This is a genomic window from Segatella baroniae B14, from assembly GCF_022024235.1.
Lineage (GTDB): Bacteria > Bacteroidota > Bacteroidia > Bacteroidales > Bacteroidaceae > Prevotella > Prevotella bryantii.
Map to the genome: position 1 here is coordinate 845,015 of NZ_CP091799.1, position 23,710 is coordinate 868,724.

Annotated in this window: 22 protein-coding genes; all 22 read left to right on the top strand. The window is 40.7% G+C overall.

Annotated features, from left to right (window positions below; all coding sequences use genetic code 11):
* The first annotated feature begins 113 nt into the window (after window positions 1-113).
* Window positions 114-2,462, top strand: coding sequence for a bifunctional dihydroorotate dehydrogenase B NAD binding subunit/NADPH-dependent glutamate synthase (locus L6469_RS03560; protein ID WP_006283087.1), 2,349 nt, complete (start codon window positions 114-116; stop codon window positions 2,460-2,462).
* A gap of 12 nt (window positions 2,463-2,474) precedes the next feature.
* On the top strand, window positions 2,475-2,843 hold the full coding sequence (locus L6469_RS03565) for a DMT family protein (RefSeq protein WP_006283086.1): 369 nt from the start codon (window positions 2,475-2,477) through the stop codon (window positions 2,841-2,843).
* A gap of 135 nt (window positions 2,844-2,978) precedes the next feature.
* The gene (locus tag L6469_RS03570; RefSeq protein ID WP_006283085.1) at window positions 2,979-3,851 is read left to right on the top strand and encodes a nucleoside phosphorylase; all 873 of its coding nucleotides are present in this window, start codon (window positions 2,979-2,981) and stop codon (window positions 3,849-3,851) included.
* A gap of 21 nt (window positions 3,852-3,872) precedes the next feature.
* Window positions 3,873-5,237 (top strand): tRNA uridine-5-carboxymethylaminomethyl(34) synthesis GTPase MnmE, encoded by a 1,365-nt coding sequence (mnmE, locus tag L6469_RS03575; RefSeq protein ID WP_006283084.1) that lies wholly within the window; start codon window positions 3,873-3,875, stop codon window positions 5,235-5,237.
* Between the two features lie 233 nt (window positions 5,238-5,470).
* Window positions 5,471-6,688, top strand: a complete 1,218-nt coding sequence (locus L6469_RS03580; RefSeq protein WP_006283083.1) for a site-specific integrase — start codon at window positions 5,471-5,473, stop codon at window positions 6,686-6,688.
* A gap of 3 nt (window positions 6,689-6,691) precedes the next feature.
* Window positions 6,692-7,747, top strand: a complete 1,056-nt coding sequence (locus L6469_RS03585; protein ID WP_006283082.1) for a hypothetical protein — start codon at window positions 6,692-6,694, stop codon at window positions 7,745-7,747.
* Window positions 7,748-8,026: 279 nt separating this feature from the next.
* Window positions 8,027-8,794, top strand: a complete 768-nt coding sequence (locus tag L6469_RS03590; protein ID WP_006283081.1) for a hypothetical protein — start codon at window positions 8,027-8,029, stop codon at window positions 8,792-8,794.
* Between the two features lie 372 nt (window positions 8,795-9,166).
* Window positions 9,167-9,616 carry a helix-turn-helix domain-containing protein gene (locus tag L6469_RS03595; RefSeq protein ID WP_006283080.1) on the top strand — a complete coding sequence of 150 codons (450 nt, stop codon included), beginning with the start codon at window positions 9,167-9,169 and terminating at the stop codon, window positions 9,614-9,616.
* The gene (locus tag L6469_RS03600; protein ID WP_006283079.1) at window positions 9,613-10,680 is read left to right on the top strand and encodes an AAA family ATPase; all 1,068 of its coding nucleotides are present in this window, start codon (window positions 9,613-9,615) and stop codon (window positions 10,678-10,680) included. Before L6469_RS03595 ends, L6469_RS03600 begins: the two co-directional genes overlap by 4 nt.
* 114 nt (window positions 10,681-10,794) lie before the next feature.
* The gene (locus tag L6469_RS03605; RefSeq protein WP_006283078.1) at window positions 10,795-11,688 is read left to right on the top strand and encodes a toprim domain-containing protein; all 894 of its coding nucleotides are present in this window, start codon (window positions 10,795-10,797) and stop codon (window positions 11,686-11,688) included.
* 252 nt (window positions 11,689-11,940) lie between these two features.
* Window positions 11,941-12,420, top strand: a complete 480-nt coding sequence (locus L6469_RS03610) for a hypothetical protein (RefSeq protein ID WP_143067202.1) — start codon at window positions 11,941-11,943, stop codon at window positions 12,418-12,420.
* A gap of 29 nt (window positions 12,421-12,449) precedes the next feature.
* Window positions 12,450-12,785, top strand: coding sequence for a DUF4134 domain-containing protein (locus L6469_RS03615; RefSeq protein WP_006283077.1), 336 nt, complete (start codon window positions 12,450-12,452; stop codon window positions 12,783-12,785).
* A 68-nt stretch (window positions 12,786-12,853) separates the two neighbouring features.
* The gene (locus L6469_RS03620) at window positions 12,854-13,213 is read left to right on the top strand and encodes a DUF4134 domain-containing protein (protein ID WP_074803292.1); all 360 of its coding nucleotides are present in this window, start codon (window positions 12,854-12,856) and stop codon (window positions 13,211-13,213) included.
* Between the two features lie 27 nt (window positions 13,214-13,240).
* On the top strand, window positions 13,241-13,543 hold the full coding sequence (locus L6469_RS03625) for a DUF4133 domain-containing protein (RefSeq protein ID WP_006283075.1): 303 nt from the start codon (window positions 13,241-13,243) through the stop codon (window positions 13,541-13,543).
* A gap of 106 nt (window positions 13,544-13,649) precedes the next feature.
* On the top strand, window positions 13,650-16,208 hold the full coding sequence (locus L6469_RS03630; RefSeq protein WP_006283074.1) for a TraG family conjugative transposon ATPase: 2,559 nt from the start codon (window positions 13,650-13,652) through the stop codon (window positions 16,206-16,208).
* A gap of 43 nt (window positions 16,209-16,251) precedes the next feature.
* Entirely contained in the window at window positions 16,252-18,807 is a 2,556-nt protein-coding gene (locus L6469_RS03635; RefSeq protein WP_006283073.1) for a hypothetical protein, read from the top strand.
* A complete protein-coding gene (locus tag L6469_RS03640) occupies window positions 18,797-19,531 on the top strand; it encodes a hypothetical protein (RefSeq protein ID WP_006283072.1) in 735 nt (244 codons plus the stop codon). The genes L6469_RS03635 and L6469_RS03640 overlap by 11 nt, the downstream gene beginning before the upstream one ends.
* Before the next feature lie 41 nt (window positions 19,532-19,572).
* Window positions 19,573-20,322 carry a DUF5045 domain-containing protein gene (locus tag L6469_RS03645; protein ID WP_006283071.1) on the top strand — a complete coding sequence of 250 codons (750 nt, stop codon included), beginning with the start codon at window positions 19,573-19,575 and terminating at the stop codon, window positions 20,320-20,322.
* Window positions 20,323-20,338: 16 nt separating this feature from the next.
* Window positions 20,339-21,469, top strand: a complete 1,131-nt coding sequence (locus L6469_RS03650; RefSeq protein WP_006283070.1) for a hypothetical protein — start codon at window positions 20,339-20,341, stop codon at window positions 21,467-21,469.
* A 17-nt stretch (window positions 21,470-21,486) separates the two neighbouring features.
* The gene (traK, locus tag L6469_RS03655) at window positions 21,487-22,101 is read left to right on the top strand and encodes a conjugative transposon protein TraK (protein WP_006283069.1); all 615 of its coding nucleotides are present in this window, start codon (window positions 21,487-21,489) and stop codon (window positions 22,099-22,101) included.
* Window positions 22,102-22,112: 11 nt separating this feature from the next.
* A complete protein-coding gene (locus tag L6469_RS03660) occupies window positions 22,113-22,496 on the top strand; it encodes a hypothetical protein (protein WP_006283068.1) in 384 nt (127 codons plus the stop codon).
* Window positions 22,489-23,703 (top strand): conjugative transposon protein TraM, encoded by a 1,215-nt coding sequence (traM, locus tag L6469_RS03665; RefSeq protein ID WP_006283067.1) that lies wholly within the window; start codon window positions 22,489-22,491, stop codon window positions 23,701-23,703. Before L6469_RS03660 ends, traM begins: the two co-directional genes overlap by 8 nt.
* The last annotated feature ends 7 nt before the right edge of the window (window positions 23,704-23,710 follow it).

Consider the following 23,710-nt stretch of genomic DNA (forward strand, 5'->3'; position numbering starts at 1 on the left):
CTACTCTATTTTGTTATCAACTCTCTCATAAGATCTATTTTTCTATCTAACTAACTCCTCAATTTTATACAAGAAACAAATATAACATTTATAATACCAGTAAAACTAAAAGAATGAACAAGATCGTAAGTAAACAGCAGTTCTCTGAAAGAGTCTTTAAATTTGAAATAGAGGCTCCTTTGATTGCAAAGAGTCGAAAAGCCGGCAACTTTGTAATTGTACGTGTAGATAAAAAAAGTGAACGCATGCCTTTGACTATTGCTGATGCTGATGTCGAGAAAGGTACAATTACTCTCGTTGTACAAGAGGTGGGACTGTCATCTACTAAACTTTGTAACCTCAGCGAGGGTGATAACGTAGCTGATATTGTTGGACCTCTTGGAAATCCAACTCATATTGAAAATTTCGGAACAGTTATTTGTGCAGGTGGTGGTGTTGGTGTTGCACCAATGCTTCCTATTATAAAAGCCCTAAAAGCTGCAGGTAACCGTGTACTCTCCGTTCTTGCGGGTCGTAATAAAGATCTTATTATTATGGAAGATGATGTACGCGCAAATTCTGATGAAACTCTCATTATGACAGATGATGGTAGCGCTGGCGAAAAAGGAGTGGTTACTGTTGGTATAGAAAAGTTTATAAAGCAGGAGCACATCGACAAAGTATTTGCCATAGGGCCTCCTATCATGATGAAATTCTGCTGTCTTCTTACTCAAAAATATAATCTACCTACTGATGTATCGCTTAACACTATTATGGTGGATGGTACCGGTATGTGTGGAGCTTGCCGTCTGACAATAGGTGGTAAAACCAAATTTGTCTGCATAGATGGACCAGAATTTGATGGTGCCCTTGTTGATTGGGACGAAATGTTCAAGCGAATGGGTACATTCAAAGCTGTAGAGCGTGAAGAGATGGAGCACTATCAGGACCATATTAATCAAGTCGATAATAACTTGGTTGTCGAAAAAACAGATATTGCGATGGACGTAGAGCCTACAAATGAAACTGTAGAAGAACTTACTGATCGTAACTCTGTATGGCGAAAGGAATTACGTGCTTCTATGAAACCTAAAGAACGCTCTGCTATTGACCGTGCAATTATGCAAGAACTCGATCCTGTGTATCGTGCAACTACACGTTTGGAAGAAGTTAATATAGGATTAACAAAAGAACAGGCACTACTTGAGGCAAAACGCTGTTTAGATTGCGGTAAACCTTCATGCGTAGAAGGTTGTCCTGTAAATATCAACATTCCTTCATTTGTTAAGAATATAGAGCGTGGCCAGTTTCTTGCAGCTGCTAAAGTCTTGAAAAATACATCAGCCCTCCCTGCCGTTTGTGGACGAGTTTGTCCACAAGAAAAGCAATGTGAAAGTAAATGTATTCACATTAAAATGGGTGGTAAAGCTGTTGCTATTGGCTATTTGGAACGATTTGCTGCTGATTATGAGCGACAGAGCGGACAGGTTGCATTACCACAAATGGCCACTCCTAATGGCATTAAGGTTGCAGTTGTTGGTTCTGGCCCTGCGGGGTTAAGTTTTGCTGGTGATATGGTAAAGAAAGGCTATGATGTATTTGTATTCGAAGCACTTCATGAAATTGGAGGCGTGCTGAAATATGGTATACCAGAGTTCAGATTACCAAATCGTATTGTTGATGTAGAAATAGAGAACCTTCGTAAAATGGGAGTTCATTTTATTACAGACTGTATAGTCGGTAAAACTATTTCAGTAGAGGAGTTAGAAGAAAAAGGATTTAAGGGTATTTTTGTAGCATCAGGTGCAGGCTTGCCTCGCTTTATGAATATACCTGGCGAAAATGCCTTAAATATTATGTCTTCCAACGAGTATCTTACTCGTGTAAACTTGATGGACGCAGCAGACCCAACAACAGATACCCCTATTAATTTGGGTAAAAAGGTAATCGTTGTTGGCGGTGGTAATACTGCGATGGACTCATGTAGAACAGCTAAACGCTTAGGTGCAGAGGTCGCTATCGTATATCGCCGCTCTGAACAAGAAATGCCAGCCCGTCTTGAGGAAGTAAAACATGCAAAAGAAGAAGGTATCAACTTTATGACCCTTCACAATCCAAAAGAATATCTTGTAGATGAGAATGGTGCAGTAAAAGCTGCAGTTCTTGAAGTGATGGAACTAGGCGAACCGGATGAATCTGGACGTCGTAGTCCTGTTCCTACAGGTGAGACAGTTACTATGGAATGTGATCAGGTAATTGTGGCTATAGGTGTTTCACCTAATCCACTGGTACCTAATAGTATTCCTGGTCTGGAGCTAGGCCGCAAAAATACAATTGCCGTAAATGACGAAATGCAATCATCACGTAGCGATCTCTTTGCAGGAGGTGATATTGTTCGTGGTGGTGCAACTGTAATTCTCGCCATGGGTGATGGACGTAAGGCAGCAGCCAACATGGATAAGAAGCTTCAGGCTGATGTTTAATTAAAATTTGAAATGAACGCATTTTATACAGTATTATTACTCCTACTAAGTAATACATTCATGACATTAGCTTGGTATGGACATTTAAAATTACAAGAAACAGGGGTCAGTAACAACTGGCCTCTGTTAGCTGTTATCGCATTTAGTTGGGGTATTGCTTTTTTTGAATATTGTTGTCAAGTACCCGCAAATCGTATAGGTTTTATAGATAATGGTGGACCTTTTACATTGGTACAACTTAAAGTTATTCAGGAAGTAATCTCATTAATAGTTTTTGCAATTATTGCTAATATTCTTTTCCAAGGACAGAGTTTGCATTGGAATCATTTTGCAGCATTTGCATGTTTACTAGCTGCTGTTTATTTCGTTTTTATGAAGTAGAACATGGAATGGTAAAAAAAGTCAAAACTTTTGTTCTATTACTAGAAAAAATGTAACTTTGTATTTTAGATTTAAGACATTATTACTGAATTAAATCCAAGAGAAGAAAATTATTAATAAGCAAAACTAAGAACTATGAGCAAATATTTTGCAGAATCAGAATTAATTATAAATGAAGATGGAAGTGTCTTTCACTTACACCTTAAACCAGAGCACTTAGCTGATAAGGTTATTCTTGTAGGAGATCCTGGCCGAGTTGCTTTAGTTGCTTCTCACTTTGACTCAATTGAAGATGAAGTAGAAAATCGTGAATTCAAAACTGTTACGGGAACTTATAATGGCAAGCGTATTACTGTGCAAAGCACAGGCATAGGATGTGATAATATCGATATTGTTTTAAATGAATTGGATGCATTAGCGAATATAGATTTTAAGACTCGAACAGAAAACCCAGAACATCGTGAATTAACGATTGTACGTATCGGTACATGTGGTGGTTTACAACCTAATACCCCTATCGGAACCTATGTTGCAAGTGTAAAGAGTATAGGTTTTGATGGACTGCTTAATTTTTATGCTGGACGAAATGAGGCTTGCGATTTAGATTTCGAAAAAGAATTCAAGAAGCAAGTTTCTTGGAATCCACAAATTGGCAATCCTTATGTATCTGTAGCAGATAAAGAGTTGGTAGATCGCATAGCTGGCGATGATATGGTTCGTGGTGTAACTATCGCTTGTGGTGGTTTCTTTGGACCACAAGGTCGAGAATTACGTCTACCTCTGGCAGATCCTACTTTGAACCAAAAAATTGAAAACTTTGAGTATCAGAATCTTCGTATTTGTAATTTTGAAATGGAATCATCTGCAGTTGCAGGTCTTGCTAAATTGATGGGACATAAAGCTACTACAGTATGTATGGTTATTGCTAATCGATTGGCAGGTGAAGCTAATTCTAGTTATAAGAATACTATAGACGGTTTGATAGAAAAAGTACTAGTGAGAATCTAATTATTTAGAGATAAAAAAAACATGACAAATCAATCTATTTGCGCCCTTGCCACTAAAGCAGGTGGCGCAATTGCTATTATTAGAGTCAGTGGCGATGACAGTATCGCCATAACGGACCAGATATTTCAGGGTCGCAAGTCATTGACAGAAGTTAAAGCAAATTCTGTGCATTATGGTAATATTATCGACAAAGAAGGAAATACAATAGATGATGTTCTAATTTCTGTATTTCATGCCCCTCATAGTTATACTGGAGAAAACAGCATAGAAATCAATTGTCATGGCAGTATATATATCGTTAAGAATATAATACAAGCACTTATTGAAAAAGGATGCCGTCAAGCTGGTCCAGGTGAATACACCCAGCGTGCATACCTTAATGGTAAGATGGATTTAAGCCAAGCTGAGGCTGTTGCAGATTTAATAGCAGCTACTAATAAGGCTACACATAAGCTTGCACTTAGCCAACTTAAAGGTCACTTTAGCAGCGAGTTAAGTACACTTCGCGAACAACTTCTTAAGTTAACAAGTCTGTTAGAATTAGAACTAGACTTCAGTGATCATGAAGAATTGGAATTTGCAGATCGCAGTGAATTACAAGCATTGGCAGAAAAAATAGATAAACGTATTACCACCCTAGCCCATTCATTTGAAACAGGAAGAGCACTTAAGAACGGCATACCTGTGGCTATCATAGGAAAGACCAATGTAGGCAAAAGTACTCTACTCAACCAGCTTCTCCACGAGGAAAAGGCAATCGTCAGTGATATAGATGGAACAACACGAGATGTTATAGAAGATACCATTGATATTCATGGAGTTAATTTCCGTTTTATTGATACAGCTGGTATTCGACAGACAGAAGATAAAGTAGAACAAATCGGAATAAAGCGGGCATATCAAAAGCTTGAAGAAGCAACTATTGTTTTGTGGATTTTAGACAATCAACCATCTAAAGAAGAAGTATTAGATATCCAAAATCGTACAAAAGAGAAACAAGTAATTATCTTGAGCAATAAGATGGATATTAAGCCACAATCTAGCTATAACTTCTATGACTTTAGACCATTTGCAGAATTACAAATTAGTGCCAAAGAAGGTATAGGTATTACAGAATTGGAACAAAAACTTTATGAAGCATCTGATATTCCAGAAATTGATGAAGATAGCATTATTGTTACCAGTGCCCGTCATTATGAAGCTTTAATAAGGGCAAAAGAAAGTATTGAGCGAGTCATAGAGGGTATGAAAATGAGCCTAAGTGGTGATCTTTTAGCTGAAGATCTTCGTATATGTTTGCAAGAGCTTGCTGATATAACAGGAGGTCAGATTACAACTCACGAAGTTTTAGGAAATATATTTAAGCATTTCTGCGTGGGGAAATAAAGAAATTAAAAAACAACCATTTATAAATCAAAAAAAAGACAAAAATCAGCGTATAAAGCCCATAATTGCTGATGATTGCCAATTTTTAAGATTTTTTAATATTTGGTCTTTTTTGTTCTTGATAATCATTTTTAAAGCATAATTTTGTCACCCAGTGGTCACCCGAGGGGTCCGAGTGACCACAATTTGGTCACCCAGGTGACAAAATCAGAATGTTTTAAAAATTTTCAGCTATGACAGAAAAGACTGAATCTAATGGTCGAAAGGAGACCGTTACCATCCGTGAGAAAGTGCTTTCAGATGGCACTTCAAGTTTGTATCTTGACATTAGGCACAACGGCAAAAGAAGCCGTGAGTTTCTGAAACTTTATCTTTTGCCAGGCAGTTCTCGTGCCATCAAGGAACAGAACCGTCAGACAATGACCAAGGCAGAAACTATCCGTTCTGAGCGACTGATTGAAATTCAGAAAGGCTCTTACGAAGTTCTTCAGCAGTACAAGACAAACACATACTTTCTTCCTTATTATAGGAAAATGTGTAAGGAGCGTTTCCGAACCGACAGTCAGGGGACTTGGGGTAACTGGAGAAGCTGTCTCCGCTATCTCGAAGCCTATTGCGACGAATCAACGACCTTCAGTGAGATTACACCAGAATGGGTCAAAGGCTTCAAGGATTTCCTCGACAATGTTGAAAAGGACTCTTGCAAACGTAAAGACCGTGAGAAGGTCAGCGTATTCAACGGATTATCGCTTAACTCCAAGCATTCTTATTTCAACAAACTAAAAGCATGCCTCAATGCTGCCTTTGAAGAACACATCATTGTGGTAAATCCGCTACGTGGTGTAAAGGGTTTCAAGCAGGATGAAGTAGCTCGAGAGCATCTCAGCTGGGAAGAAGTAGTAAAGCTCGATGCAACCCCATGCAGATATCCTGTTCTGAAGAACGCTTTCTTGTTCTCTTGCTTCACCGGACTCAGAAAGTCAGACATTGAAAGACTGACTTGGGGCGAAGTACAAAAATTCGATGGATTTACACGAATCGTTTGGAAACAGAAAAAAACTGGTGGTCAGGAGTATCTTGACATCCCTGAGCAAGCAGTCAAGTATCTTGGTACACCACAGGAAGAACCTGATACACCAGTCTTCAAGGGATTTCTAAATGGAGCCCTCCTTTCTCTTGAATTGCGTCGATGGATGCTGGCAGCGTCTATCAATAAAGACATAACATACCACTGCAGCCGTCATACTTTTGCCGTACTTATGCTGAACTTTGGAGCAGACATCTATACAGTTTCCAAAATGCTCGGTCACAGGGAAATTGCAACTACACAGATTTATGCGCGTGTTCTTGATGAGAAAAAGCGAGCAGCAATCATGCTTTTCCCCGAACTTGATGGAGTAAAGACAGGAGAAAATATCAAAGTCTCAGCGAAACATACTAAAAGGAATTGAACCATGAACAGACAAGAAGTTGTAATTGCACTTGCAAAAATCAATCTGATGAACAAGCAAGTTGCTTACTGGATAGAACTTGAACAGGATATGGACAACATCTCGATTGCACTTGACCTTGGTGTTATCCCTGGATGGATTGATGAAATTCTTGACTTCATGAAGAACAATTCGTGTCTTCCTGTCGTTAAATTTGTCAGTAAGATGTTTTCCATCAATCTTCTGAAAGAATCATTGAAGAAAGGTAAACTAATATGGAAACAGAGAACCTTCAAACTGCTTTCTTCTTTTGCTGGCTCAATAGATAAACTGTATTCTACATCCTCCATATATTATAAGATATACAAGCAAAGTCCTTATGGAGACCTTGAAGATGCGTTGTCAAACGACAAGGGAGTTGAACTGTTAAGACGAGCTGTGAATGCGGGCTATCTTAAATCCAACTACCTTCCATCCAAAGGCACGACACTCTTGGAACTGAAAGCAATTGCCTGGGGAGTTGGTCAGGCTCTAAAGATCAGATGGCGAGAGCAATGGGTAACATTCGAGCGACAGTGGAAACTTGACAGAATCGGCAATTTACCCATTCCCGACAACTTTGAGCGTCAATGTAAGAAGATAATAGAACTTTATCCTGAAGTAGATTATGCTCCTTTGAGTGCAGTTAAGGAAGATGCGTTTTTCAATAAACCACGATGTGAGTCAAGGATAGAAGAACTGTTTCTGGCACTTGTCACCTATGGATATATTGACAGGAAAACAATGTTTAATCAGTTTCAGCGGATATTTGGCATCCATACAGAGAAAGATTGCATTTCTGAAATTAAGCCTGTTGCTTGGATCAAAGACCAACGTTCGCTGACATACTTCGTTTACTTTGCATTCGGAAAACAGAACCATGAACTTTGGGTTAAGGCTCAAAATTGTTTCGTTGTTAATGGCAGAAAGCCGAATAAAGGAAGTCTTAAAACAGGTATGATAGCATTAAAAAGAGACCATCCAGACATAGAGCAGTACGACCCTTGTTTGCTAATTCTGGCTAAACAATTTAATCGATAAAAACTATAATTTAGAAATAGCTGAATAATAGTTCCGTCAGTGTGGAAAATGCCCATACTGACGGACTTTTTTGTATCAAATCGGAAAACAATTGTGACTTGTCCCATACTTTGGAGCTACTTTGGGTTAATTTCGCGTCCCCAAAGCGCAAAAAGCAAATAAAACCTAATAGACAAGGGAGTTAAACTCCTGTTTTTACAATAACATTAAACAATTACACGATGAAGAAAGACATTTCATCATCCTCTCTCTTTTTGTGTTGAGAGAGGCGGTTCACGTGTGGAGCATGTTGAACCATGTGTCGGTGTAGATGGCCTATTCCGTCTATGCCGCGAGTGTATCACCCTCTATCAGGAGGAAGTTATTAAACGGGGAAGAGACTATTACAGGTTTGCAAACAGTTTCCTTCTCAGCCACCAGTTCCACGATGCAACGGATGCCCACAGCAAGAACGAACACAACATGAATCTCGGCACCATGAGGGACTTGCTATTGGACAACCGTCCAATTGTGGAGAATCACTTTCGTGATGGCTTCACGTCCAATGAGCAGCTTGCGCTCATCTTCAACGAGCTCGACCGCGGAGAGAACGTTGCTTCGGCACATCCCTTCGTTTCATGTTCAGAACCTGCATGTCAGGTTCGTGCGACAGACTTTGAGGCTGCAATGTCTGATGAACTGCTGGAGAAGATTACTGAATGTATCAACTCGTGCCATCTGTTCACTACAGAACTTACAAAAGAGACAGTCAGACATCTTTTTGATTGTACTCTTTCCTCTCCTGTTACGTGCAAGAACATTCGCTTGGTTTCCCTTTTTTTTGATGGTCTGAGAAAGACGTCTGTTATTTCAAGATCTTGGCAGAAGGTTATCGAAAAACATAAGATGTTTGTAAAGAGCGATGGTGTCACTTATGTTTGTGCACATGATCTGTCCGTTGCCCTTTACCAGATAAACAACAAGCAGGCAACGTCACTTAATCAGAAGATGTTTAAGCGACTTGAAGAAATCTACAAATTAATTTCTTCAGTAAATTCCAAAAAGTAACTGTCAAGCAATAACTTGATAATAGGCTTGACAGTGGACTTTACTGTCAAGTTTTAGCTTTGGAAGTAAAGTTTTTGTCCTTTATTTTTGCTCCCCGTAACCGGTTACATGCCCCTTACGAGGAGCATTTTCTTTAAGTCTAACCAATAAAAAACAATCCTATGCAAAAAAATGTAAGACCTGCCGTTCCCGGCACTAACAGACAATTGATGCAGCTGGTAACAGAACATGCATCTTCCCCACCCTTGTCGCTTGCGCAACGTGTTTCCCAGCTTGAATTATTCCTAAGAAAGTTGGGGCCAGCCGACGAGCTGAAGCTACGTATTCAGAATCTTGAAAAACTTACATATAACGCTAAAAACACTCACACTAATGGCTTTGACATCTGACTATGAAATCTATGACATGGTAAACCGTATGGAACGTGCCATAGAGTTCCTTAAAGATAAAGAGCAGATACAGGAACTTACAGAAAAAGTATCTGCCGTCCAGCATTATCTGGAGAAATTTAATTCGCTCAATGACTTGATGAAACATTTTAAAGACCTAGAAAAGAACATATATGTCTGCAAGGACATGTTCACTCCAGAAGAAGCAGCCAAGTATCTTGGCGTTTCACTAAGTCACCTTTATCGACTTACAAGTAAGAATGAAATCACCAAGTACAAACCTTCTGGCAAACTTATGTATCTCGCCAAGGTGGACCTGAATCAGTGGATGATGAACAATGAGATTCCCAGTAATGAGCGGTTAGAAAGCCTCGCCCATGAGAGAGCAGAAGAACTTAGAAAAGAACGAATCAATTCCAAACTAAAGAAATGAGCAAAAATATTCTATGTAGATTAGGTGACCAGAAGATAGATGAATCGGTTTTCAAGCAGATTATTGACGTCATTCGACTCAAAGTCACGGATAAATATGACTTTCCACCTGTCGTCATCAAATGTAAAGGTTCCATTATCGGTACTATCGGCAATTTCAGCGCCACAGTCGGAAAACCTAAAAGCAAGAAAACCTATAACCTCACAGCAGAGGTATCAGCAGCACTGTCTGGAAAACCTATACTGAACTATGAAGTTACGCTACCACCAGATAAGCAGAAGATACTTTATGTAGATACAGAACAAGGCAGATACCACTGCCATAAGGTATTGCAGCGCATCATGAAACTAGCAGGACTTCCTCTTGACCAGGACTGCTCCCGTATAGAGTTCCTTGTTCTCCGAGAGTTTACTCCTGAGCAACGACGTGACATCATCTCCCATTGTCTGAGTGAGGACTCCGAGATTGGTCTTCTGATCATTGATGGTGTCCGAGATCTTGTCAAGGACATCAACAATTCATCTGAAGCATTGGACGTCATGAATGATCTTATGCGCTGGTCAAGCTATTACAATCTGCACTTACAGACTGTACTTCACCTTAATAAAGGCGATGACAATACAAGAGGTCATATTGGTACAGAGCTAAACAATAAGGCTGAAACGGTCTTGCAGATTACAAAATGCAGAGAGCAGCCCAACATGAGTGAAGTCAGGGTTATGCACATCAGGGACAAGGAGTTTCAGCCATTTGCATTTTACATCAATCAGGAAGGGCTTCCGGAACTGATCAACAACTACGATGCTCCATCCAGGACAAGCAAGGTAAGCTTTGTTCAGTGGGAAGATGAACAGCATCGTGATGCTATCAAGTTGGCAATCGGTGAAAACAAACCAATTGGCTATTCCGAGATGCTTGAAACACTGACCAAAGGCTATACCCAGTATGGATATGCCCGAGGCAGATGTACTATGGTCAGTGTCATGAAGGAACTGATAAAGCGGAAACTCATCATTAAGGATGGTAAGAATTACATTTATAATGATGATCAAGCTGATATATAATCCGAAAAATAATTTTCTATTCTTTTAACCGGCTCAAATCGGTATAGTATAGTATGGTGTATATTTATATATAGACATACAGAAAGTACCGATAAAAGCCCATAATAAAAATCTATGAATATATCAGAAGCCAAACAGATTGACATTGTGGATTTCCTGGAAAAGAAAGGCATCCACTACCATCATCGAAAAGGAAACAAATACTGGTATTGCTCTCCCTATCGTAATGAGAACACCCCTTCCTTCAAGATTGACAAAGTCCGTAATGACTGGTATGACTATGGTGCAGGAGAAGGAGGCGATCTCATCGACCTCTGTAAAAAGCTGTACAACTCCAACGATACTTCGACTGTTCTCAGAATGATTGCCAGCGATGCACCTACGTTGGTAAACAATCTTGTCCGTACCAGACATGCACCTGCCAAGCATCAGCAGGAATCAGAGTTCAGAAATGTCGATTATAATCCATTGACGGAGATAGCACTGCAATCTTATATTATCAGACGCAAGGTTGACTTGAATATCGCCATGGTTTATTGTTGCGAGGTTCATTACACACTCAGAGGCAAAAACTATTATGCCATAGCGTTCCGTAATCGCAATGGTGGTTACGAAATCCGCAACCAATACTTCAAAGGATGCATAGGACATAAGGACATCACTTTTTTCCCTTACGAGAAAGACAATCTGATGAAAGAATGCTGTATCTTTGAAGGTTTCATGGATTTTCTTTCCTATCTGACCATAAGAGAAAAGTATGCGGATAATGTGTTTGCAGACATTGCAGCTCAATGTGATATCATTGTACTCAATACAGTTGCTTGTTTGAGAAGAGCGCTAGATATCCTCTCACACTACGAAGCAATCCATTGTTTTCTTGACAATGATGAAGCTGGATGCAAAACCACATCTGCTATAAAGGAATACTATTCTCTATCAACCATCGATGAGAGCCATCGTTACAAAGGATATAATGATGTGAATGATTATCTTGCCAAACATACCTAATGCTTGTTCTGTGCGTATAATGCAGCATTGAACTGTACACTTAACTAAGGAGATTTCTTTCAGGAATTCTCCTTTTTTTTATAGGCTCCATAAAGCACAGCGAGTTTGATTCTTAATGTAAAATCATACTCGAATTTGAAATACTGTTAACAAAAGGGCCTTATTCTAAGACTTCCATTCTCATGTGTAAAAATGGATGTTTCTTTGCGTCGAAATTCTCAATCAGAACAACGTAATTCAAAGAAACAACAAATGAGTGCATATTTCATATTCGTCATCATTTCAACAGTCATTCTGTTCTGTTGGTATGGAATGAAAATCTGGGAGGACATGTATGGCTTCAAGAACAAACCTGAGACAGATGAAGATAACATTGAAATTCCTGTAACAGAAGAAGAACCTACTGTCATCGAGGAAGAAGAGCAGCAGCATGAAGTTGCTGATGATACTACGGATGAAACTCATCATGAGTCCATGCTTTTAGATTCAGAAGATAGTGATGATGCGAAATCTCAGGAGGATGGAAAGCAAATTGAGCCTGAAGTCGTCATCTATGATCCAGAGCATCCAGACGGTATTTCTTCGAAAGAAAAGATGCGTAGAGCTGAACTTGGCTTCGAGGATGTGGATGCAGAGAGTACTGGAGGTATCACCGAAGTTGACTTCCGCGAAATGCTCAAAAAGTGTACACCAAGCCATCCTGCCATCAGAATAAAATACGACAAAATATAATAGAAACGATATAAGGTGTCAGCTTTAAGATGAATGTTCATAATGTAAAAGGATTATTGTGTTTAGCTTTGACTGCCCTTGTAGCCCACCCTGCAGCAGCAAAATGCGGCGGCGTGGACTACACATGGGGTGCTTCAGCTCTTGCTCAGGCACATGATTATGTTGTGACAATGATGCTCTATGTACTCTATCTTGTATATGCAGTATCATCCATTGTTGCCATCATCGGAGCTTTACAGATTTACTTTAAGATGACAACAGGTGAAGGTGATGTTACCAAATCGATTATGATGCTTATTGGCGCATGTCTCTTCATCATCGGTGCAAGTATTGTTTTCCCTGCTTTTTATGGCTATCAGATTTAGCCGAAACCTAAAGATTCTTCAACTGGCCAGACGAGGATATATAAATTAATCAAAAATGTAAAAAGACAATGTTCAAGAAAATCAAAAATTACATCAAAGGTGCAGTCAAGTCGCAGCGACTCAAAGCCTTTGCTCTCATGATGGTATGCGGCACAGCCGTCTGCCTTGCCCAGAATGCTGCTGGTGATTACACCGCAGGTACCAGTGCACTATCCACCGTCACAGAGGAAATCGCCAAGTATATCCCGTTTGTGGTGAAGTTGTGTTACGCTATTGCCGGCGTTGTGGCTGTAGTGGGTGCTATCTCTGTGTACATCAAGATGAACAATGAGGAGCAGGATGTCAAGAAGTCAATCATGATGATTGTCGGTGCTTGTATCTTCCTTGTGGCAGCAGCTCAGGCTCTTCCTCTGTTCTTCGGTCTCTAAAGTCAGTGCATTACAGGCATCATTGATATGGCAAAAGAAAATCACGACGAAAGTTACATGGATTATCCATTATTCAAGGGGTTGCAGAAACCTCTTGAATTCATGGGGATTCAAGGACGTTATATCTATTGGGCAGCCGGAGCTGTAGGTGGAGCAATCATTGGTTTCATTCTGTTCTACTGCATGATAGGCTTTATAGCAGGTCTCATAACCTTGGTGGCCTCCCTCCTGCTTGGGGGCATTCTGATATTTTTGAAGCAGAAGAAGGGACTGCATACCAAGAAGAATGACCACGGAGTGTTTATCTATGCCTATTCAAGGAAAATGTAACCATTAACCGTAAGAGTCATGTATATCAGAGTAAATCAATAAGTGTTGAACTTCGGTGGGCTCATTTCCTGTCGTAGGAGGTGAGCCTGCCTTTTAATCCTTTAGAATGTTTCTATACGTAATCATCATATTTGTTGCTATTCTTGTCGGCATGGCGATTTCTGTCTATGCCTTTGGCACTGGGGGTAAGCGCAAGAAGATATTCCAAGATATTTATTTTTCCGTGGAAGATTGCGATGGTGTCGGAGTGCTCTATACGAAGACAGGCGAATACTCTGCCATTATGAAGATAGAGAACCCCGTTCAGAAATACAGTGCTGACATTGACAGCTATTATGGTTTTACCCAGATGATGAGCGCTTTGGCACAAACGTTGGGAGAAGGATATGCCATCCACAAGCAAGATGTCTTCGTCAGAAAGCCATTCCGTGACGAATCCGGTAACAACCACGAGTTCCTAAGTGAAGCATACTTCAGATATTTCACTGGACGCATGTACACTGACAGTGAAACCTATCTCATTATCACGCAGGAAAACAAAAAAAGCCGTCTGATGTCATTTGACAGCAAGAAATGGCGTGACTTCCTTGTTAAGATCCACAAAGCTTATGACCAGATGAAAGATAGTGGAGTTGAAGTACGTTTTCTTGGCAAGTATGAAGCCAGAGTTTATGTTGATCGCTTTTTCTCCATGAACTTTGCCGACAAAACAGTATCAATGACCAATTTCAAGGTTGATGATGAAAGTATCAGCATGGGAGATCGTCGCTGTAAAATTTATAGTCTTATTGATGTGGATGTCACCAATCTACCTTCAGTCATCAGACCGTACACCAACATTGAAGTCAATAACATCAGCATGCCTGTAGACCTGCTATCACTCGTGGACAGCATTCCTGGTGTAGACTCTGTTGTGTACAATCAGATATTCTTCCTGCCTAATCAGAAACGAGAGTTGGGGCTGCTTGACAAAAAGAAGAACCGCCATGCAAGTATGCCCAACCCAAGCAATCTCATTGCCGTTGAAGATATCAAGAAAGTACAGGATATCATCGCACGTGAGAACAAACAGCTTCTTTACGCACATTACAACATTATTGTGTGTGTAAAGCCAGACGCCGATATTCAGAAGTGTACCAACCATTTGGAGAATGCTTTCGGAAAAATGGGCATCCACATCAGTAAACGGGCATACAACCAATTGGAGTTGTTTGTAAATTCCTTTCCAGGCAACTGCTATGGTATGAATCCTGATTATGACCGTTTTCTGACACTTTCAGATGCAGCTTCATGTCTCATGTATAAGGAGAAAATACAGCACAATGAAGATACTCCGTTAAAGATTTACTACACCGACCGTCAGGGTGTACCTGTTGCCATTGACATCAGCGGTAAGGAGGGGGCCAACAAGCTGACAGACAATTCAAATTTCTTCTGCCTGGGTCCTTCTGGTTCGGGTAAGTCCTTCCACATGAATAGCGTAGTCCGTCAGATGTGGGAGCAGAATACAGATGTGGTCATGGTCGATACCGGTAACTCCTATGAAGGTCTCTGTGAGTATGTTGGCGGCAAGTATATCAGCTATACGGAAGAACACCCGATTACGATGAATCCTTTCGCCATCAGACGTGAAGAACTGAATATTGAGAAGATTGGATTTCTGAAGAACCTGATTATGCTCATTTGGAAGGGAACACAAGGTACTGTCACGAAAACGGAAGACCGTTTGATAGAACAGGTTATTACAGAATACTTTGATGCCTTTTTCGTAACACATCGGGTTGACAATCTTTCTTTCAACACCTTCTATGAGTATAGTGTCATCCGTATTCCACAGATTATTAAAGAAAACAATCTCAGCGGAATCGACCTTGCTGCTTACAATTACCTTTTGAAGGACTTCTATAAGGGAGGAAGTCATGAACTGACACTGAATGAGAATCTAGATACTAAGTTGTTCGATGAGACATTCATAGTATTTGAGATTGACTCCATCAAGGACGACCCTCTCCTATTCCCTCTTGTTACACTTATCATTATGGACGTTTTCATCCAGAAGATGCGTATCAAGAAGAACCGCAAAGTATTAGTCATTGAAGAGGCTTGGAAAGCAATTGCATCACCAATGATGGCAGAATACATCAAGTATCTGTACAAAACAGCACGTAAGTTTTGGGCATCTGTGGGTGTTGTAACCCAAGAAATACAGGACATCATCGGAAGTCCTATTGTCAAAGAGGCAATCATCAACAACTCGGATGTTGTGATGCTGCTTGATCAAAGCAAGTTCAAAGAACGGTTTGATGAAATCAAAGCCATACTTGGATTGACTGATGTCGACTGCAAGAAGATATTTACGATTAACCGTCTTGAAAACAAGGAAGGACGAAGTTTCTTCCGTGAAGTATTTATCCGCCGAGGCACTACAAGTGGCGTATATGGAGTTGAGGAGCCTCATGAGTGCTATATGACATATACAACGGAGCGTGCCGAAAAAGAAGCATTGAAACTCTATAAAGCAGAGCTAAAATGCAGTCATCAGCAGGCTATTGAAGCATATTGCCGAGACTGGGAACTCTCAGAAATCAGCAAGTCGCTGCCTTTTGCTCAAAAGGTAAATAAAGCCGGACGCGTGTTGAATTTGAAAACACGCCAAAACAGTTAAATAAAACTCTCACAAAGAGCAGCAAAAATCTAAGATATTGCTTGTGAATCGTTATTTTGCCATAATATCATTCGTTGTACTGACCCTGGCTGGAAGCCTTCCAGTCAGGGCACAATACTATTCTGTTAATTTTGACCCTAAAACGGTAGCTGCCATGGCAGGAGCCTATAATGCAGAAGCAGCCGCAGAGATGTACTACAATGAGCAGTTAGGCAAGATTCACGATTACTATCAAGCGGCAGAGGTTGCCACAGCAGGTATTTTTGCAAGTAAGTTCCTTGACAGAAAAGCACTAACCGATATGGGATTATGGACAAGCAGCACGGAGAACTATTACTACCGTCGTATCTATCACATGGTTTCAGCCAAGATTATGCCAAAGATATGGACCGTTGCAGGTATGATGCTGAAAAATCCGCAAAATGCTCTCTACTGGGGGACTTACCTGTACAAGGTTTGTGACGAAACAAAGATGCTGTGCTATCAGTTTGAATCGGTTGTAACCAATTCTTCCCTTTCTTTCCGTGATATTGCTTTTCTTGAAATCAATGAAGAACTCAAAGCCATTCTCAAACTCTCAGAGCTTGGTGGTGTGGATTGGAAAAGAGTGATAGACAATTTTACAGAAATACCAAGCCACTTCACGAAAGAAAATCTGAAAGCAGACCTTGATAACCTTTATACCATGGGCATTAATCTTGCCAGTGCGGGGGCAGGCAACCTTGCCGCTACCCTGCTCCAGTCCAGCGAGTTCAGCGACTTGTTCAAAGGAAAAATGGAAGCAGCTATAAACATCGTTGATAACTATAGCAACCTAGTAAACCAAGTTCAGGGTAACTTTGGCAGAACCTTTTTGGATATAGTTGGCGGACAAGATGCTGTCGGTCGACTCTTCAACCTCTCAAATTACAACATTACTACTTGGGCAACAGATTATGCTCGTGAAGGCATGGGACAGTATTATACGCAAAGATGGTATATCTACCGCCAAGACAGGGGAAGTGTATCACTATGTGATTATATGCCGCCAACGGATGACAATTCTATTCTGAATGGCAGTCATTGGTACAGAATCAGCACAAAGGATCCTGACTTTTATCCATCTTCTGCAGAACGAGAAACTGCATTGCAGAATTCCGAGAGTCATGCAGGATGGAGTCGCAGCCGTGTACAGCAACTGAACAATTCTAATGATGGATTCTATTACTCTATAAACTATTTTTCAAGTGCCTACATTCTCAGTAAGAGCAAAAGCGGTCAATATGCCAAGGCTTACGCCTATGAGATTCATGTAACCAAATCATGGAATCACTATGAGGAAGTCTATGAAGATGTTTTTGATTCATACAGTATGAGCCTTGATGCCTTCAAATCCGGCATGAATGCAAGACTTGCTGAATATAATGACAACGAAGAAGGATATACATATTATCTTGGTTCTGATACTAAACACTATTATCAGACGACTGATGCGCGCAAACTTCAGGGAGTTGAAACTGTAACTATCAGTGTAACCTGCCATGATGGTGCCAAACTTGGAGAAGGTATCACCCAATACAAATGTTCTTCTTGTGGAGGTTCTGTTTCTGACCATACAAAACAGTGCGTGATGTCCACATCTGTCAGTGAACCCACTTCAAATACCTCTGAAATAGATCAGAAGATCAATGATGTAGAGAGACGTATTACTCAAACTCAGTTCAAAATTGACAAACTTGAACGGGAAAACGCAGCACTCCTCAAAAAGATTTCATCTGCTGGAATCGCCGAAGCATCTGCCTATCGTCGGCAGTACAATCAAAACAGAGATCAGATTATGCTCCTAAAAGCTGAACTCAAAGAATTACAGAGTCAGAAGGCAGAATATCTGCAGATAAAAAAGGAGGCGATGGAAGATGAAGATGTACCAACTGATGATTATTACAGAATACCTGCCATCATGCAGGATTTAAGAAATGCCTACAAGCTCTCATGGAACAGTTCAGGTTCATGGAGTGGCAACACCTATACCCGAACTGCCACTATGCCGAATATCAATGGCACTATCACTTTCAAGGCCAATATTTCCATAGCTCGAAAACCAAAGTATTTACTGGGTATCAAAATTCATCGTGCTATTGTACAGATCCAATGGGAACTGACCACAGAGTACGAAGATTCCCAGGTTGTCGAAGTAATGCAGCTCGACCCGAATATGAGCGACCAGCAAAAGGCAGATCAAGTCAATGCACACATAGCTGATACACAACGTTCCTTTCCGAACTGTGATGTTTCTACTCAATATGCACGGAGTGAACCAGCAGAAAAGGATGACACCCAAGATACCTATCATCTTCTATGGTCGAGCGACCGTCTGGAAATAGCCAGAGAGGTAGATTCTCGACTGACAAAGATTTATGCAGATCTCGTCTCTTTGGAGAAGATGATGAATTACAAACATTCTATCATCGATATACTGAAAGCTATAGCGCCATATATCAATGACGAACAGGGACGTAAACAGAATATCATAGAACAAAGTCGACGGAGATGGCTTCGCAATGCAGCGAAAACAAGTCATTCTGACGGCTATAACGGTAAATATGATGATGAAGACTAATCATAGAATAACATTGGGATTACTCTGTATTCTGATGTTCATGCCTCTGTCTGTCAAAGCGCAGTTCAGTATGGATGTTACATCGATAGAGGCCTATATCAATGACCACAAGGAACAACGCAGTCTCCTGCTTGTACGAAGTACGCTAGAAGCAAGCAATAAGCTCCTTCATGACTACAGTTCAAAGGCGAACACCGATTACAGGGACATAAATAAGGAACTGGACAAATACACGAGAGCGTTTGATATAATCGATATTCTGTATCAGTCCTTACGGACGAGCCTCAATGTCTATCATACTTATGAAACTGTCAGCACAAGAATCGGCGAATACAAGGATATGCTTGAAGCATATCATAAGAAATGTCTTTCACGTGGAAAAGTTGTCAGTACAGATACACTGATTATCACCATCAATGTACATGCCATACAACGGATAACAGAGGAGTGTGATAATCTGTACAAGTCAGTAAGCGACCTGGTTCTTTATGCAACGGGAGCAGCTGCCTGCACGACTTCCGATCTTTTGGTTGTCATCTCGAACATCAATTCTTCCCTTGACAATATCCAACGTCATTTGAATAAAGCCTACTTTGATACGTGGCGATATATTCAGGTTCGCACAGGGTACTGGAAAAGGCAAGTGTACAGAGCCAAGACCAAAGAGGAAATGCTACAGGATGCTTTCGGTAGATGGAGATTGGCAGGTAAACTTGATTATTAAAAATACCAAACAAATAGTTTAATATATAAAGGTATATATTTATGGTACAATCAATTAAAATATATTGTATAAGTTCTACTTTAAGCATTCTTCTTTCTGTCTTTGCACACGCCCAATCGTATGTGACATACACCCATGACGAGGCTAAAATGAATCAGATAACAGTCATGGAGATTGGAGCTGGAGGACTGACACCTACCCTTTACTATGATACGTTTCATCGCAATTATCAGAAAAGCGCTTCTGCCAAAAACAAGATGTCTTTTCGAACACTTGCAGGTATTTCCGCTTACCAACAAGTAGAATCTGCTGACTCAATCAAAAGTTCACTTGTCCAGCGTGCAGAAGTAGAAGCGTTGAATGTTGCAGATAGACAAGTGGACATAGCCTGGCTTGCTGAAAAGGACAAAATAACGAGCAAGATGAATGCCTTTGAAAAGAACATCAATCGCATAATCAGTGCAGGAGGTAATTATGCCGACAAAGAAAGATGGACGCAGTATTACAACATGTTCCAATGTGCAGTCAAGGCAACACAGGAAGGTTATATGCCCAACTCTGAACGAAAGAAACAATACCTTGCAATCTATAAAGATATAAGCAAGCAAAATGACTTATTGATTGCTTATATTGTCAGGCTTAACAATAAAGCAAAAACTGCTGACCTATTGGCAGCTACCTGTTATATCCCGGACCGGCGAGGTACTCATGCTACAGAAGCCTATAACAGATGGAGAGAAAATGGCTGGAACGCCACTAGTTCGGGAAACAGTAACAAAAACAATCATTGAAAAGAAATAAATAATTATGGCAGATTCAAATATACTATCAGACTTTGGCATCAACCTCCTTGAAGAAGAGATTGATGATGTGATTTTTCAGACCAATGAGTTTCTGTGTGATGCAACCTATACAGGTTCACAAGGCCCATTCTGGTGGATTCTACAAATGTGCATGGCTTTAGCAGCGTTGTTTTCAATAATCGTGGCAGGGAATATGGCCTATAAGATGATGGTGAAGCATGAACCGCTTGATGTCATGAAACTGTTCAAGCCACTATTCATCAGTGTTATCCTTTGCTGGTGGTACCCACCTGCAGATACAGGTATGACCAAAAGCGGTAGTTCATGGTGTTTCCTAGACTTTCTGAGTTATATTCCGAACTGCATAGGCTCTTATACCCATGATCTCTATGAAGCAGAAGCATCTATCATTGAGGATAAGTTTGAGGAGGCGCAACAGCTCATCTATGCACGAGATACGATTTACACAGGATTGCAAGCCCAGGCAGATGTAGCAAGAACAGGTACTACAGATCCGAATCTTGTGGAAAGCACCATGGAGCAGGCTGGCGTTGACGAAGTAACTAACATGGAAAAAGATGCAAGCAAGCTCTGGTTTACATCACTCACCGCAGGAGCTGTAATCGGCATTGATAAGCTGGTTATGCTTATAGCTCTTATTGTGTTCCGCATTGGATGGTGGGCTACCATATACTGCCAACAGATACTATTGGGCATGTTGACGATATTCGGTCCTATTCAATGGGCATTCTCTCTGTTACCGAAATGGGAATCATCATGGGCTAAATGGCTTACACGCTATCTCACAGTACACTTTTACGGAGCAATGTTGTACTTCGTCGGGTTCTATGTACTGCTGCTCTTTGATGTTGTCCTCAGTATTCAGGTAGAAAACCTGACGGCAATCACTCAAAGTGAACAGACTATGGCTGCATACCTGCAGAATTCATTCTTCTCAGCTGGCTACCTCATGGCAGCAAGTATCGTTGCCCTAAAGTGTCTGAACCTTGTTCCAGACCTTGCAGCATGGATGATTCCAGAAGGAGACACAGCCTTCTCAACCCGAAACTTCGGTGAAGGAGTGGCACAACAGGCGAAGATGTCTGCTCAGGGTGTTATTGGCAAAGTAATGTAAAATCAAAAATTAGAATTATGGTTATAAAGAATCTTGAAAACAAAATCAAACTGGTACTCATCATCTGTTCACTCTTCCTGGTCGGATGCATTATCATTAGTATATCAAGCATCTGGACAGCCCGAATGATGGTAACAGATGCTCAGCAAAAGGTTTATGTGCTGGATGGCAACGTACCTATTCTTGTACAAAGAAGTACGATGGAAGAAACACTTGACGTAGAGGCAAAATCCCACATCGAGATGTTCCATCATTTCTTCTTCACACTTGCACCTGATGACAAGTACATTAAATACACGATGGATAAAGCGATGTACCTAGTTGATGAAACGGGACTTGCTCAGTTCAACACACTGAAGGAAAAAGGATTCTATTCCAATATTATGGGCACAAGCGCTGTATTCAGCATTTTCTGTGACAGTATCAAGTTTGACAAGGATAAGATGGAGTTCACCTACTATGGCCGTCAGCGTATTGAGCGACGCACTTCAATCCTGACGAGAGAATTGGTCACTGCAGGTCATTTGAAGCGTGTTCCTCGTACAGACAACAATCCTCATGGACTACTCATCACCAACTGGAGAACCCTTCTCAATAAGGATATTGAGCAGAAAACCAAGATGAATTACTAATCTATGTAAATATGAGAAGTTTCAAGAAAATGTTGTTTGGGGAAAAGATGCCAGACAAGGACGACCCAAAATATAAGGAGCGCTATATGAAAGAAGTGAACGCAGGAATGAAGTTCGCTCGTCTGACTCGTCTTGACAAGTTTGCAGCACGAGTTCAAAACTATGCCAATCTGCATACGAAAGCATTCTTGGTTATCGTGTTCGGCTTTGTTCTGTTCTGCTTTTCGATGAACATTTACAGACTCATCTGGGTAAGCAGCTACAACTGCAGCCATGAAAGAGCCATTGACCGACAGGAGAATGTTCTTAGAAAGAGACACAACCGACCTCGGGACATTGCAGTATCTGCACAAAAAAAAGTATCAAAAGAAATCAATCAGTATGACAATGAATAAGTTCAAGAATATCAATTTCAAACAGGGCAAGTATATACTGCCACTATTTATTTACTTCCCTTCTCTTTTTGTGGGCTACTTTGTCATAGACCTCTTTCATACGGAAAAGGCCGAGATACCTGATAAGAATCTTACAACCACAGAATACTTGAATCCCGAATTACCGGAAGCGAAGATGAGAGGGGACGGTATCGGTGGGAAATATGAAAGCATGGTCAAGTCTTATGGCAAGATTGATGACTATTCCGCTATGGAAAACATTGACCGCAACGAGGAAACACAAAAGGAAGAATATGAATCAAAGTATACGGACAGTGACCTTGAAATGCTCGCTCAACTTCAGGAAAGCAAGGAAAAAGGCGAAGCTATGGCTAACCATGAGTTGTCAAAGGGTAACACCGAAGAAGAAAGGCTTGCCCAACAACATCAGAGAGAACGTGAAGCGATGGAAGAGCTTAACAAGGCTCTGGAGCAGGCACGTTTACATGGAAAACAGTCCACACAGCAGCATCCTAACGAAGTGACAGAAAAATTCTCCGACCATGTTGATGAATCACAAACCAACCAAGCTAATAAAGCCGAGGGCAAAGTCAATATCAACGAAAATGCAGTAAGAGGATTGTCTAATGAAGAAAAGCCGCAGGAAGTTGTGAAGAAGGTCAAGGTTACATCTGACTATTTCAATACGATTGCAGTAAACGAACCTGAGGCGAAGCTCATCAAGGCTATTATTGATGAAGATGTCAAAGCTGTCGATGGCAGTCGAATTCGTCTCCGTCTGCTTGATGATATAGAGATCAATCAAACTACGATACCAAAAGGTAGTTATCTATACGCAACGATGTCTGGATTTAGCAGTCAGCGAGTTAAGGGAAGCATCAAGAGCATACTTGTCAATGATGAGCTTATCAAAGTAAGCCTTTCCCTTTATGATACTGACGGTCTCGAAGGATTGTATGTCCCAGGCAGCAATTTCCGTGAGACCACCAAAGATGTTGCTTCGGGAGCCATGAACAACACTTCATCGCTAACGCAAAGTTCAACGACCCCAGGAAATGCGCTTGTCCAATGGGGAAACCAAGCAATAACCAATGCCGTTCAAAAGACGAGCAATGCTGTCAGCAAATCAATACGCAAAAATTCAGCAAAGTTGAAGTATGGAACATTTGTGTATCTCATCAATGGCAAAGAAAAGAAACAAGATTAAACAGTAT

Coding starts and splice junctions, on each gene's coding strand:
- L6469_RS03605 (WP_006283078.1), top strand. CDS start 10,795: ATGAATATATCAGAAGCCAAACAGATTGACATTGTGGATTTCCTGGAA.
- traK (WP_006283069.1), top strand. CDS start 21,487: ATGGTTATAAAGAATCTTGAAAACAAAATCAAACTGGTACTCATCATC.
- L6469_RS03595 (WP_006283080.1), top strand. CDS start 9,167: ATGGCTTTGACATCTGACTATGAAATCTATGACATGGTAAACCGTATG.
- L6469_RS03660 (WP_006283068.1), top strand. CDS start 22,113: ATGAGAAGTTTCAAGAAAATGTTGTTTGGGGAAAAGATGCCAGACAAG.
- L6469_RS03640 (WP_006283072.1), top strand. CDS start 18,797: ATGAAGACTAATCATAGAATAACATTGGGATTACTCTGTATTCTGATG.
- L6469_RS03600 (WP_006283079.1), top strand. CDS start 9,613: ATGAGCAAAAATATTCTATGTAGATTAGGTGACCAGAAGATAGATGAA.
- L6469_RS03620 (WP_074803292.1), top strand. CDS start 12,854: ATGTTCAAGAAAATCAAAAATTACATCAAAGGTGCAGTCAAGTCGCAG.
- L6469_RS03570 (WP_006283085.1), top strand. CDS start 2,979: ATGAGCAAATATTTTGCAGAATCAGAATTAATTATAAATGAAGATGGA.
- L6469_RS03560 (WP_006283087.1), top strand. CDS start 114: ATGAACAAGATCGTAAGTAAACAGCAGTTCTCTGAAAGAGTCTTTAAA.
- L6469_RS03650 (WP_006283070.1), top strand. CDS start 20,339: ATGGCAGATTCAAATATACTATCAGACTTTGGCATCAACCTCCTTGAA.
- L6469_RS03645 (WP_006283071.1), top strand. CDS start 19,573: ATGGTACAATCAATTAAAATATATTGTATAAGTTCTACTTTAAGCATT.
- traM (WP_006283067.1), top strand. CDS start 22,489: ATGAATAAGTTCAAGAATATCAATTTCAAACAGGGCAAGTATATACTG.
- L6469_RS03565 (WP_006283086.1), top strand. CDS start 2,475: ATGAACGCATTTTATACAGTATTATTACTCCTACTAAGTAATACATTC.
- L6469_RS03615 (WP_006283077.1), top strand. CDS start 12,450: ATGAATGTTCATAATGTAAAAGGATTATTGTGTTTAGCTTTGACTGCC.
- L6469_RS03580 (WP_006283083.1), top strand. CDS start 5,471: ATGACAGAAAAGACTGAATCTAATGGTCGAAAGGAGACCGTTACCATC.
- L6469_RS03585 (WP_006283082.1), top strand. CDS start 6,692: ATGAACAGACAAGAAGTTGTAATTGCACTTGCAAAAATCAATCTGATG.
- mnmE (WP_006283084.1), top strand. CDS start 3,873: ATGACAAATCAATCTATTTGCGCCCTTGCCACTAAAGCAGGTGGCGCA.
- L6469_RS03610 (WP_143067202.1), top strand. CDS start 11,941: ATGAGTGCATATTTCATATTCGTCATCATTTCAACAGTCATTCTGTTC.
- L6469_RS03630 (WP_006283074.1), top strand. CDS start 13,650: ATGTTTCTATACGTAATCATCATATTTGTTGCTATTCTTGTCGGCATG.
- L6469_RS03625 (WP_006283075.1), top strand. CDS start 13,241: ATGGCAAAAGAAAATCACGACGAAAGTTACATGGATTATCCATTATTC.